Origin of the sequence: Pseudomonas sp. PA-1-3F (genome assembly GCF_021609665.1) — a bacterium.
Taxonomy (GTDB): domain Bacteria; phylum Pseudomonadota; class Gammaproteobacteria; order Pseudomonadales; family Pseudomonadaceae; genus Aquipseudomonas; species Aquipseudomonas paracarnis.
Genome location: NZ_WJZD01000034.1, coordinates 29,656 through 42,703 on the forward strand (window position 1 = coordinate 29,656; position 13,048 = coordinate 42,703).

General features: G+C 60.7%; 10 protein-coding genes and 1 pseudogene. 7 read left to right on the forward strand and 4 right to left on the reverse strand.

The window, feature by feature from the left end; translation table 11 throughout:
• Positions 1-212: 212 nt before the first annotated feature.
• Both GIV26_RS21835 and GIV26_RS21840 read left to right on the forward strand, forming a co-directional pair.
• Entirely contained in the window at positions 213-1,559 is a 1,347-nt protein-coding gene (locus tag GIV26_RS21835) for an MATE family efflux transporter (RefSeq protein WP_236282188.1), read from the forward strand.
• 100 nt (positions 1,560-1,659) lie between these two features.
• Positions 1,660-1,986 carry a hypothetical protein gene (locus GIV26_RS21840; RefSeq protein ID WP_054896399.1) on the forward strand — a complete coding sequence of 109 codons (327 nt, stop codon included), beginning with the start codon at positions 1,660-1,662 and terminating at the stop codon, positions 1,984-1,986.
• An 80-nt stretch (positions 1,987-2,066) separates the two neighbouring features.
• Here the strand turns inward: GIV26_RS21840 and speA are convergent, their stop codons facing one another.
• The 4 genes from speA to GIV26_RS21860 form a co-directional block, all read right to left on the reverse strand.
• Positions 2,067-3,980, reverse strand: a complete 1,914-nt coding sequence (speA, locus tag GIV26_RS21845; RefSeq protein ID WP_034126423.1) for an arginine decarboxylase — start codon at positions 3,978-3,980, stop codon at positions 2,067-2,069.
• A 142-nt stretch (positions 3,981-4,122) separates the two neighbouring features.
• A complete protein-coding gene (locus GIV26_RS21850) occupies positions 4,123-4,494 on the reverse strand; it encodes a translation initiation factor Sui1 (protein ID WP_003188201.1) in 372 nt (123 codons plus the stop codon).
• A 306-nt stretch (positions 4,495-4,800) separates the two neighbouring features.
• Entirely contained in the window at positions 4,801-5,337 is a 537-nt protein-coding gene (locus tag GIV26_RS21855) for an NUDIX hydrolase (protein ID WP_054918781.1), read from the reverse strand.
• 2 nt (positions 5,338-5,339) lie between these two features.
• Positions 5,340-6,407, reverse strand: coding sequence for a DUF2333 family protein (locus GIV26_RS21860; protein WP_003188197.1), 1,068 nt, complete (start codon positions 6,405-6,407; stop codon positions 5,340-5,342).
• A 298-nt stretch (positions 6,408-6,705) separates the two neighbouring features.
• On the opposite strand from GIV26_RS21860, the gene GIV26_RS21865 reads away from it, so the two are divergent.
• The 5 genes and pseudogenes from GIV26_RS21865 to accC all read left to right on the forward strand — a co-directional run bounded on the left by GIV26_RS21865 (position 6,706) and on the right by accC (position 13,019).
• Positions 6,706-8,376, forward strand: a complete 1,671-nt coding sequence (locus GIV26_RS21865) for a response regulator (RefSeq protein ID WP_236282189.1) — start codon at positions 6,706-6,708, stop codon at positions 8,374-8,376.
• A gap of 1,499 nt (positions 8,377-9,875) precedes the next feature.
• Positions 9,876-10,391 (forward strand): annotated as a pseudogene (locus tag GIV26_RS27425) (methyl-accepting chemotaxis protein); the annotation flags it as partial.
• A gap of 304 nt (positions 10,392-10,695) precedes the next feature.
• The gene (aroQ, locus tag GIV26_RS21875) at positions 10,696-11,151 is read left to right on the forward strand and encodes a type II 3-dehydroquinate dehydratase (protein WP_003188192.1); all 456 of its coding nucleotides are present in this window, start codon (positions 10,696-10,698) and stop codon (positions 11,149-11,151) included.
• Positions 11,152-11,175: 24 nt separating this feature from the next.
• Positions 11,176-11,640 carry an acetyl-CoA carboxylase biotin carboxyl carrier protein gene (gene accB / locus GIV26_RS21880; protein WP_003188191.1) on the forward strand — a complete coding sequence of 155 codons (465 nt, stop codon included), beginning with the start codon at positions 11,176-11,178 and terminating at the stop codon, positions 11,638-11,640.
• A gap of 17 nt (positions 11,641-11,657) precedes the next feature.
• Complete coding sequence (gene accC / locus GIV26_RS21885) at positions 11,658-13,019, forward strand: acetyl-CoA carboxylase biotin carboxylase subunit (RefSeq protein WP_003188188.1); 1,362 nt, start codon at positions 11,658-11,660, stop codon at positions 13,017-13,019.
• Positions 13,020-13,048: the final 29 nt, after the last annotated feature.

The window sequence follows — 13,048 nt, forward strand, 5'->3', positions numbered from 1 at the left end:
GAGGGGCGGTTGGTTCTAGGAGGGCATGAAGCCAAGCCAAATCCCACAGCCACTGGAGATCAAACGGTGGGAGCTGGCTTGCCTGCGATAGCGGTCTTTCAGCCGATATCTTCACTGGCTGACCCACTGCTATCGCAGGCAAGCCAGCTCCCACATTGGTTCTGCTGTGTGGCGGGTTGACGGTTACAATGCCGCTCTACCAAGGAGCCTTCATGACCGCCCTGCTGACCGACTGGCGCCACCGCCCCACCCATCGCCGCGTCTGGGCCCTGGCCGCGCCGATGATCCTGTCGAATATCTCGGTGCCCTTGGTGGCCCTGGTGGACAGCATGGTCATCGGTCACCTGCCCCACGCCCACCAACTGGGTGCCGTGGCTGTCGGCGCCAGCCTGTATACCTTCCTCGCCTGGGCCATGGGTTTCCTGCGCATGGGCTCCACCGGGTTCGCCGCCCAGGCCGCCGGGCGCAACGATGGTGCAGCGTTGCGGCAAATCCTGTTGCAAGGCTTGCTGTTGGCGCTGGGGCTGGCGATGCTGCTGGGTACCGTGGGCATTCCCCTGAGCCATCTGGCTCTGGAATGGATACAGCCCTCGCCCGAACTGAACCAACTGACCCGCGAGTTTTTCCACACCCGCCTGTTCGGCCTGCCCGCCGCTCTCGCCAGTTATGCACTGGTCGGCTGGTTCCTCGGCACCCAGAATGCACGAGCGCCATTGGCGATTTTGCTGACCACCAACCTGGTCAACATCGCGCTTAACCTATGGTTCGTCCTCGGGCTGGACTGGGGCGTGGTCGGCTCCGCCCGAGCCTCGGTGATCGCAGAGTGGACCGGCGCCCTGCTCGGCCTGGCGCTTACGCAAAAAGCCCTGCGCGCCTATCCTGGGCATATCGCTTGGGCCGCCTTGAAACTGTGGCAAAGCTGGCGCCCGTTGCTGGCGGTCAACCGCGACATTTTTATCCGCAGCCTGGCGTTGCAGTCGGTGTTTTTCATGATCACGGTGCAAGGCGCAAGGCTGGGAGATGCCACAGTTGCAGCCAATGCCTTGCTGCTCAACGGGCTGTTACTGACGGCACATGCCCTGGATGGCCTGGCTCACGCGGTCGAGGCTCTGTGCGGCCACGCCATCGGCGCACGTGACCGGCAAGCGTTACGGCGGTCATTGGTGGTTGCCTGTGGTTGGTCGCTGATCGCCAGCGTGGGTTTCGCCCTACTGTTCACCTTCGGCGGCCATCTGTTCATCGCCATGCAAACCGATATCCCCAGCGTGCGCGAAACCGCCGATATCTACCTGCCCTACCTCGCGGTATTGCCGTTGATTGCGGTGTGGAGTTATTTGCTCGATGGGCTGTTTATCGGTGCAACGCGGGCGCGGGAAATGCGCGATGGGATGTTGCTGACGGTGATGCTGGTACTGCCGATTGCCTGGGCCTTGCAGGGCTTGGGCAACCACGGACTGTGGATAACTTTTTTGCTATTCATGGCGGTACGCAGCTTGATCCTGGGGGCGATTGCCTGGTGGCTGAGCACGCAGAATCGCTGGCTGAGCGATACCCGCTGACACGAGCCCCTACCTGTTACTTCTGACAGGTTACAAGCCGATTTTTCAAGCGTTGAATAGCGGTGGGCAACCTCCCCTGCTTACGCCAAGGAAAATCGCTATGAATATCAAACGACAAACAGGCATCGTCACCCTTTGGGTAATCGCCACGCTGACTACCGCAGGCTGCACGGCGCCATCGAACTCAACAGCGCAGCCGGCCGGGACACTGCGGGTGGAGAACCAAATGGCCGGTGAGTACACACTCGTGGTGATACATGGGACTGAACAGCACAGAATCACCAAAGGCGAATCAAAGGACCTGACAATCGATGGAAAAGAGGTGCTCCTGTCGCGCCTCAACAGTCAGGGCACAATAACGCAGATAGCCCTCAACGTTCACTCAGAGAGCAAATGCCCAGTGACGCAATGCTTGCTCGTAAGGTGACTTGATCAACGTCGTGCCAATGCGGCCGGCCTCACAGGAACTAAACGAACACTCGCTCAGTTCCGGTGAGGCCGCACGACTCAAGAAGACAAGTAAGAAGAACGAGTCAACCCAAGACGCAACGCATCCAGGAACTGGGTACGCTCGGACGCCGAGATCTTCGCGCTCGCGCACTTGTCGCGGTAGTGCGTCATCAACTCTTCCGGCGACAAGTGCACATAGCGCAGCATGTCTTCGATGGTGTCGTGAGTCTCGATCCCGGCGCTGTACACCGAACCGTCTTCACGCTGGTAGATGTTCACCGAGTCGGTGTCACCGAACAGGTTGTGCATGTCGCCCAGGATTTCCTGATAGGCGCCGACCAGGAAGATACCCAGCAGGTAGTCCTCGCCTTCGTTCAAGCCGTGAACCGGCAGGCTGGTTTCGATGCTCTGCTCGTCGACGTATTGCTTGATCTTGCCGTCGGAGTCGCAGGTCAGGTCTTGCAGCACGGCGCGGCGCAGCGGCTCTTCGTCGAGGCGGTGCAGCGGCAGGATCGGCAAGACCTGGCCGATGGCCCACGTATCCGGCAAGCTCTGGAATACCGAGAAGTTGCAGATGTATTTGTCGGCCAGCTTGTCGTTGAGTTCGTCCAACACCTGGCGGTGCGAGCGCTGGCGGGCTTTCAACGAGTTGTGCAGGCGACGGCACACCGCGAAGTAGCACTGTTCGGCCAGGGCTTTTTCGGCCAGGGTCAGCTTGCCGTCGGCGTACTGGGTGGCCACGTCGCTCATGTAGTGGGTGGCGCGCCAGTAGGTTTCGGTGACCATCTCGATGTCGGTCGGGCCCAGCAGGTCCACCAGCCATTGCACGGTTTCCGGCAGGCTTTCCTTGTTTTCGATGGTCGGGATTTCGTCGTTGTGCTTCTCGACGTCCGTCACCTGCACCACCAGCATGGCGTGGTGAGCGGTCAGGGAGCGGCCGCTTTCGGAGAAGATGTTCGGGTGCGGCAGGCTCTGCGCGTCGCAGAATTCCTTGAGCATGCCCACTACCACGCCGGCGTAGTCGTCCATGTCGTAGTTGATCGAACTGGCGTTGCGCGAGTGCGTGCCGTCGTAGTCCACGCCCAGGCCACCGCCGACGTCGATGTGGTCCACCGGCAGGCCGAGGTTGCGCAGTTCGCCGTAGTAACGAATGGCTTCCTTGAACCCGTGCTGGTAGTCGGCCAGGTTGGCAATCTGCGAGCCCATATGGAAGTGCAGCAGGCGGATGCCCTGGTCCAGGCCGGCTGCGCGGAAGCGCTCGACCACTGACAGCAACTGGGCTGCCGACAGACCGAATTTGGATTTCTCGCCACCGGTGTCCGCCCACTTGCTCGATGCCAGGGACGACAGGCGCACACGCAGGCCCACCTGCGGCTTGACCTTGAGGCTCGCCGCCTCTTCGATCACCAGCCCCACCTCGGACTCTTTCTCGATCACGATGAACACGTTGTGGCCGAGCTTCTGGCCCATCAGCGCCAGGCGGATGAACTCACGGTCTTTATAACCGTTGCAGACGATGGTGCCGCCCTTCGGCGCCAGGGCCAGCACGGCCAGCAGCTCAGGCTTGGAGCCGGCTTCCAGGCCGATGGAAACGTTCTGGGTGGCAATGATGTTCTCGATCACCGCTTCCTGCTGGTTCACCTTGATCGGGTACAGCGCAGTGTATTTGCTCTGGTATTCCAGGCGCTCGATGTTGGCATCGAAGGCACCGGTCAATTGGCGCACGCGGTCTTGCAGGATATCGGGGAAGCGCACTAGCAACGGCAACGACAGGCCGCTTTTGCGCAACTCATCGACTTGCTCGTACAGATCGACGGGCGTGCTGTTCGGGCCGTTCGGACGGACTTCTACGCGACCGGCTTCATTGATCGCGAAATACCCGGCCCCCCAATGGCGAATCCCGTAAACACTGCGGCTGTCCGCAACTGTCCATTGGCTGCCATCGTCTTTGCGTGTGCGTCGTACGGACATCGAAGTCCCCTATAAATGAAGGCGAAGGCGCCACCTCTCGCGGAGGCTGGCGCAGTCTAAAGAATGAAAATGACGATTTGCCTGCAAGGGAAGTAGACCCCACTGGCAGGACAGAGTTTAGCCACAGGTTGGGAAGAGGCTTTCAGCCGCCGGACTTCTTGGCCTTGTACCCGAGCTTGATCAGCTCGGCCAACAGCAACTCGACGTGATCGCCCTGAATCTCGATAACCCCGTCTTTCAACGCGCCACCGGTGCCACAGCGCTTTTTCAGCGAGGTGGCCAATTCCTTCAGGGCTTCTTCAGCCAGGGGCACGCCGGTGATAGTGGTCACCGTCTTGCCGCCACGGCCTTTGCTCTCGCGACGCACGCGGGCAATACCGTCGCCTTCGGGGATCAGGGTCTGTTTGCAGGTGCACGAATCCACGGGCTGACGACAGTCCGGGCAGTGTCGACCTGCGTCGGTGGAAAATACCAGGCCACCAAGGGCGGCGAAGGATGCGGCTTTTTTGGCCACCGGCAATCCTCTTGGGAGGATGAAGACTGATCGGCGCCGCACAAGGCGGTGACCGACCGCGAAGCCCCACTCAGGCAGGGGCAGCGCTACCGAACCGTCAAGGCCACCACCACTGTAGGAGCGAGCTTGCTCGCGAAGATCGTCAACGATAACGCGGGCATTCAGCCAGCACGCGGTGTCTTGGCGTTTTTCGCGAGCAAGCTCGCTCCTACAGGGTGAAACAATAGCGGTTCGGGTGAAAAGGCGCGCAGTGTAACGGCAAAAAGCCAAGTTGCTAAGAGCCAAATGGCGCCAATTTATACAACTTTAGCGACGTGAGGCGAGATAGCGCCGCAAGCCCTCTTGGGCGTCCGGGCAATAAGACTTTTGCTCGGCCTCTGCAAGCACCGTTTCAATGGATAGAAAACGCGCTTCCATGACCTCTTCAGGCTGCAAACACAGCGGGCCGTCCCATACAGCAGAGTAGGACGTACACCACAGGCGGCTGTCGCCATCTTCAAAGTAAAAATGATCGTGCTCGACCAACTCCACGCCACTCACGCCCAGCTCTTCCGCCAATTCCCGCTGTGCCGACAGGGCATAGCTTTCTCCCGCCGCCACCATCCCACCCGCCGCCGTATCCCAATACCCTGGATACAGCGCCTTGCTCAGCGTGCGCCGGTGCACACACAGCTCGCCTTTGGAATTGAACAGGAAGATAAATGTGCAACGGCCGATCAAGCCGCGCTGGCGCAGGTCGGACCTGACCAGGTGACCGAGCAGGTGGTCCTGCTCGTCGACCCAGCAGATCAGTTCAGCGTCGGAGGCCGCTCGGTGTGCGGCCTCCTTTTGAGTAGCGTCCATCATCAACCCTGGTTGAGGAGCTGACGCAAGTCGATCACTGCAGCGTTTGCCCGGGAAATATAGTTGGCCATCACCAGCGAATGGTTCGCCAGTACGCCGAAGCCACTGCCGTTAAGAATCATAGGACTCCATACCGGTTCTTGCGAGGCCTCCAGCTCACGAATGATCTGGCGCACGCTGACCGTGGCGTTTTTCTTGGCCAGTACGTCGGCAAAATCGACTTCGATGGCACGCAGCAGATGGGACAGGGCCCATGCCTGGCCGCGCGCTTCGTAGAACACGTTGTCGATCTGCATCCATGGGGTTTCCACCACTTCTTCATCGACCTGCGGCACTTCACCCGGCGCCAGCGCCTCGGTTTTCAGCGCAGTGTTCAACTTGACCCGGCCCACGCTGGCGGACAGACGCTGGGACAGCGAGCCCAAACGTGTGGCCACATCGCCCAGCCAGTTGTTGAGGTTGTCGGCACGCGCATAAAACAGCGCGCCGCGCTGGTTCGGGTCAGACAGGCGCGCTTCGTAGCGGCTCAAGGAATTGATGCCTTCCTGGTATTCCGACTCACTGGATGGCAGCACCCAACTCTTGTTGTCGAAGTTGAAGCGCGGCTCGGCCTTGGCCAAGTCAGCGTCTTCAGCCGACTGCGACTGGGAGCGGGCGAAGTCTTTACGCAGGGCGCGGGTAAGGTCACGCACCTGCACCAGCACGCCGTATTCCCAGCTCGGCATGTTGTCCATCCACAAGCCCGGCGGGAAACGATCGTTGGAGATGTAGCCGCCTGGCTTGTTCAGCAAGGTGCCAACCACGGTCTTGAGGGTTTCGACGGTGGTGTAACCCACCACCATCTGCTTGCCTTCCTTCTCGGCGGCAAGCTGGGCATTTTGCTGCACCGGAAACAGCGCCGGCTCTTGGCTCCAGTACCAACCCAGGCCACCGGTGACCAGCAGGTACAAGCCGATGATGCTGAGCAACGCCCGGCTCATCAGCAGGTTGCGAAAATAGCTGCGGTTGGCCGACTTGGGCTCAGGGGCGGGGCCTTTGGCACTGCCTTCGCGGTTTTTCCAGTCCAGCATGGCGATATCCTTTCAATCACTTGAGTTCATGCACGTCAATTGTCCGGGTGCGTTCAGACATTCCGACCACAACCCTACCCCATCGTGCCCATCGGTGCGGGGCTTTTACACGAAACTGGCGCACCAGCGCGCTTGGACTATAAAGGATGCACGCGATTTACGCTGCGCGACCCATTGGTCAATAACTGAATGGCAGGCACGCAGACTTAATTGACGTATGACACTCATCTATCAGAAAAGAGGTGCTAGCATAGAGCCATCAGTCGACCTCAGCATGCACCCTCACAGTAGTCAGGATATGACCGAGTCAGAAGACCCCAGCCGCGAGCGTCTCAAGCAGCACTTTGCCCAGCGGGTAATTCATCAGGCACGTCAAATTCTTGAGATCTGGCAGCGCCTGCAACGCAGCGAGTGGTCGAACGCCGACTTTTCCGAACTCAGCGAAGCCAACATGCGCCTGCAACGCTTCGCCGAACGCTTCGAACAGCCCGAACACACACAACTGGCACGGCATATCAGTCAATCCTTGCAGGCTGTGGACGAGAACCGTGGCCGTCTGAGCAGCCAACTGATCACCGAGCTCAACCGCTTGATGCAACGCCTGTCCCGCACCGGCCTGCGCCAGGGCGATCAGCTTGAGCAAACCTTCCTGCCGCCGATGCGCAAGCCGATCTATGTGATGCTGGCCGACCATGACCGCGCCGAACGCCTGGCCAAGCAGTTGGAGTTCTTCGGCATGGGCGCCCACGCCCTGGACAGCGTCGCCGCCTTTCGCGCGTCCATGGCCGAGCGTTTGCCGTCGGCGATCGTGATGGACGTGGACTTCTGCGGCACCGGCCTGGGCCTGAAGCTCGCGGCAGAGGCCCAGGAGGGCCTGGAGCAAAAGCTGCCGCTGTTGTTTTTCAGCCTGCACGAAACCGACACCCCGACACGCCTGGCCGCCGTACGCGCCGGCGGCGAAGAGTTCCTGACCGGCACCCTGGAGGCCTCAAGCCTGCTGGAAAAGATCGAAGTGCTAACCTGCGCGGCCCAGTACGAACCGTACAAAGTGCTGATCATCGACGACTCGCGGGCCCAGGCGCTGCACACCGAACGCCTGCTCAACAGTGCCGGCATTGTCACCCGCACATTGACCGAACCGATCCAGGCCATGGCCGAGCTGGCGGATTTCCAGCCCGACCTGATCATCCTCGACATGTACATGCCTGCCTGTACCGGCACCGAACTGGCCAAGGTGATTCGCCACAACGACCGCTACGTCAGTGTGCCGATCATTTACCTGTCGGCCGAGGACGACCTGGATAAACAGCTGGATGCGATGAGCGAGGGCGGTGACGATTTCCTCACCAAACCGATCAAGCCGCGTCACCTGATCACCACTGTGCGCAACCGTGCGTCACGTGCGCGCAACTTGAAGGCACGGATGGTGCGCGACAGCCTGACCGGGCTGTACAACCACACGCATATCCTGCAACTGCTCGAAGATTGCAGCTTCCGCGCACGCCGCGAGAACAAGCCGTTGAGCTTTGCCATGCTCGATATCGACCACTTCAAGCGCGTCAATGACAGCCACGGCCACCCCATGGGCGACCGGGTGATCAAGAGCCTGGCACTGTTTCTCAAGCAGCGTTTGCGCAAGACCGATTACATCGGCCGCTACGGCGGTGAAGAGTTCGCCATCGTGATGCCCGACACCGACCTGGAATCGGCCTGCAAGGTGCTGGACGACATTCGTCGGCGCTTTGCAGAAATCCACTACCCCGCCCAACCGCAGGATTTGTGGTGCACCTTCAGCGCCGGCCTGGTGGAGCTGTGCGACGGTTCCGACAGCTTGATGATGGCCGCCCAGGCTGACGAAGCGCTGTACCGCGCCAAGGACGCCGGACGTAATCGCGTGCAAGCCGCTCGCACATCAAAGCAAAGTGCCATCTTTTCACCAGAATCCACCGATTCGGTCATAACGCTGTAATACAAACGCAATAAATTCAGGCGCTTATCTCTTGCCGTCGGTTGAAACCCCGCATGCGCCTGAAGCTGCTGACCAATCTCAATACCCTTCTGCTGGTGGCTGTGTGCCTGGCCCTCGGGGCGACACTGTGGTGGTCGCAACGGGCGCTGGAGCGTCCGTACTTGTTGATGGAGCGCTACCTCGGGTTGTCCCAGGTCTTTCAAAACCAGGCTGCCCGTAACATCGAGGACTACTTAGCCAGCGGCGATGCCCTGCGCCTGAGCAGTGCAACCCAGAGCCTGGAAAGCCTGCAGCTTCAGCTGGGCGAACTGCCGCCCGACTTGGCGCAAAACCTGCGCCCCAGCCTCATGGACCTGGAGACTTTCAGCAAGACCGACCTGTTGGCCGCCGGTAAATTGGCTGGCGACCCGCAAGCCCTGTTGCTGCAAGCCGAGCGTGAACTGGGCGCGAACCTGGAACAATTGAGCCAGTACGCCAGCGGTGTCAATTCCGCGGAGGCTGCGCATTATATGTCGCCATTGCTCGCAGCCTCACAGCACCTGGGCAAACTGTCCCTGGCCCGCGACAAGCTAGTCAGCAGCGGGCGCGCCGAGTTGGCCGCGGATGTCGAGCGGGAAGTGACCAACCTGCGCACTCAGGCCGACCTGCTTGCGCAGCTGCCCTTATTGGGAATAAAGGCCAGCGCTGAATCCCACACCGATGATTTTTCCGCGTTGATGGGCCTGGAAAATACCGAAAAAACCGAAGCCCAGGACACCGGCGTCGACCTCAAGCGCGAACTCAACAGCCTGTTGACCCGCTACCCCGCCGAACTCCAACGCACCCGTGAACAGATCCAGCAACGCGCCGATCTCGCCGCCAGCACCCACCTTAAAATCACCAACGTACAACAGGCCATCGCCGGCCTGGAACCCGTGGTGCGTGCGCAACACGCGAAGATTCAGGGTGAAGTGCGTGTGATGCAGGGGGTGATGATTGGTCTGATCCTGCTGATCGCATTGCTGATCGATACCCTGCAACGCCGCCTGGCGGGCGTGCTGACCAACCTGGCACCCGCCTTGTCGACCTGGGCCGAAGGCGACTTCAGCCAACCGATTGCCCTGGGCAAGACCAACCGTGAACTGCACGATATCGAGGCCTCCCTTAACCGCCTGCGCGCCTACCTGGTGGATCTGGTCGGCACCATCCGTGGCAATGCCGAAGAAGTGGCAGGCAGCAGCCGCGCCCTGGCCGAACTGAGCAGCGGCCTGCACGACGGAGCCGAGCGCCAGGCCGGCGACACCGCGCAAATCCGTGATTCCCTGGGCGAGCTGGAAGCCACCATCCAGCAAGTCGCCGGGGATGCCAGCCAGGCCGCCGGGGCCAGTCGCAGTGCAGGCCAAGCCGTGGAGCAAGGCCAGCGCGTTATCGGCCTGAGCCTCACCGGGCTGCATGCGCTGGTAGGCGAAGTGCAGCAAAACGCGCAGATGATCGAGAAACTTGCCGAAGAGTCCGCCACCATCGGCGGCGTGCTCACGGTGATTCGCTCGATTGCCGACCAGACCAACCTGCTGGCGCTCAACGCCGCTATCGAAGCCGCCCGCGCCGGTGAAGCCGGACGTGGTTTCGCCGTGGTAGCCGACGAAGTGCGCTCCCTGGCCCAGCGTACTGCCGGCGCCACCGCCGAAATCCAGGGCCTGATCGCCGGCCTGCAAAGCGCCGCGCACCAGTCGGTAGAAGGCATGCGCGCCCAGGTCGAACACGCCGAAGCCACCGCCCAGCAGGCCCAGGCGGCGGATGGCGCGCTGGATGAAATCGTCGGGGCGATCCAGACCATCTCGGATACCGCCGTACGCATTGCCGATGTGACCGCGCAGCAGAGTGGCGCCGTGAGCGAGATACGCGACAACAGTGAGCGGATTCATCAATTGGGTGAGGATAATTTGCTGCGTATTGGCCAGGGCCGTAGCCAGGGCGAGCACCTGCTGGTACTGGGTGGGCAACTGACTACCGCCGTGCAAGCCTTCCGCGTCTAACCCGATCCGGCCCTCTATGAAGACCGCAATGTGGCTGATCGTTCCCACGCTCCGCGTGGGAATGTCGCCCCAGACGCTCCGCGTCCCGCTTTAAAGCCGTGACGCAGAGCGTCACTGGATGCGTGCCCACGCGGAGCGTGGGTGCGATCAGCTCCCACACTGACCAAATGCCGTCTCCCAGTCACAAATTTTGCGCAATCCTCGCTAATCGTGCCGGCTACTGCATAGAACTGGACAGTCACAAAGGCTTTGCGGCATAGTCGCCGGGTTCTGACGCACCCACACCAATAACAAGGAACAGCCAATGGCGACCTTACTGGTTCTTCACGGACCCAACCTGAACCTGCTTGGCACCCGCGAACCGGGCGTCTACGGGGCAGTGACCCTGGACCAGATCAACCTCGACCTGGAAAAGCGGGCCCGTGAAGCCGGCCACCATTTGCTCTACCTGCAAAGCAATGCCGAGTATGAATTGATTGATCGCATCCATGCCGCGCGCGGCGAAGGCGTGGACTTTATTCTGATCAATCCCGCCGCTTTTACGCACACAAGCGTTGCATTACGTGACGCGCTGCTGGCGGTGAGCATCCCATTCATCGAAGTGCATTTATCGAACGTGCACAAACGCGAAGCTTTCCGCCATCACTCTTACTTCTCCGACGTAGCGGTAGGAGTGATCTGCGGCCTTGGCGCCAGCGGTTACCGACTGGCCCTGGAGGCCGCCCTGGAACACATTGAAGAACAGGCTAAACGCCCCTGACCGACCCTTGGGAGTTGATGATTCATGGATATCCGTAAAGTTAAGAAACTGATCGAACTGCTGGAAGAATCCGGTATCGACGAGCTGGAAATCAAGGAAGGCGAAGAGTCCGTACGAATCAGCCGTCACAGCAAGACCCCGGCCCAACAGTTCTACGCGCCACAGATGCAAGCACCGGCTCCAGCCGCTGCAGCTCCGGCTGCCGCACCTGCCGCCGCCGCTGCACCTGCCGCCCCAGCCGCTCCTGCGCTGAACGGCTTCGTGGTCAAGTCGCCAATGGTCGGTACTTTCTACCGCACCCCGGCACCGACCTCGCCAGCCTTCGTTGAAGTGGGCAAGACCGTGAAAGTGGGCGACACCATCTGCATCGTTGAAGCGATGAAAATGATGAACCACATCACCGCGGAAAAAGCCGGCGTCATTGAATCCATCCTGGTAGAAAACGGTCAGCCGGTTGAGTACGACCAGCCGCTGTTCACCATCGTTTGAACCGCGGAGCGCCTTCGATGTTGAAACCTGCGAAGAAACTGCAAAAAGTCCTGATCGCCAACCGCGGCGAGATCGCGCTGCGTATCCTGCGCGCCTGTAAGGAAGAGGGCATCAAGACCGTCGCTGTTTACTCGACGGCCGATACCGAATTGATGCACGTGAAACTGGCGGACGAAAGCATCTGCATCGGCCCGCCACTGGCCACGAACTCGTACCTGAAAGTCTCGAATATCATCGCCGCGGCAGAAGTGACCGGCGCCGATGGCATCCACCCGGGCTACGGCTTCCTCGCGGAAAACGCCGACTTCGCCGAACAAGTGGAAAAATCCGGGTTTGCCTTCATCGGCCCGAAAGCCGAAACCATTCGCCTGATGGGCGACAAGGTCTCGGCCAAGGACGCCATGATCGCGGCCGGTGTGCCCACCGTTCCAGGCTCCGACGGCCCACTGCCTGAAGACGAGGAGACCGCTCTGCGCATTGGTCGCGAAGTCGGCTACCCGGTGATCATCAAGGCCGCCGGTGGCGGTGGTGGTCGCGGCATGCGCGTGGTGCACAAGGAAGAAGACCTGATCGAAGCCGCCAAGCAGACCCGCTCCGAAGCGGGCGCCTGGTTCGGCAACCCGATGGTCTACCTGGAGAAGTACCTGACCAACCCACGTCACGTGGAGGTCCAGGTACTGTCCGATGGCCAGGGCCACGCCATCCACCTGGGTGATCGCGATTGCTCGCTGCAACGTCGCCACCAGAAGGTACTGGAAGAAGCCCCGGCACCGGGCCTGGACGAGAAAGCCCGCCAGGAAGTACTGGCGCGTTGCGTCAAGGCGTGCATCGACATCAACTACCGTGGCGCCGGTACCTTCGAGTTCCTCTACGAAAACGGCCGCTTCTACTTCATCGAGATGAACACTCGTGTGCAGGTAGAGCACCCGGTATCGGAGATGGTCACCGGTATCGACATCGTCAAGGAGATGCTGAGCATCGCAGCCGGTAACGTGCTGTCCTTCACCCAGGACGACGTGAAGATGCACGGCCACTCCCTGGAGTGCCGCATCAACGCCGAAGACCCGAAAACCTTTATCCCAAGCCCTGGCCTGGTCAAGCATTTCCACGCGCCCGGCGGCAACGGCGTACGTGTGGATTCGCACCTGTACAGCGGCTACAAGGTTCCGTCCAACTACGACTCGCTGATCGGCAAGCTGATCACCTGGGGCGCCACTCGCGACGAGGCCATGGCCCGTATGCGCAACGCCCTGGACGAAATCGTGGTCGACGGCATCAAGACCAACATCCCGCTGCATCGGGATCTGGTTCGTGATGAAGGCTTCTGCGAAGGTGGTGTGAACATTCACTACCTGGAACACAAGCTGGCCAACCAGTAAGTGCTCCACCCAACAAAACCGCCTTCGGG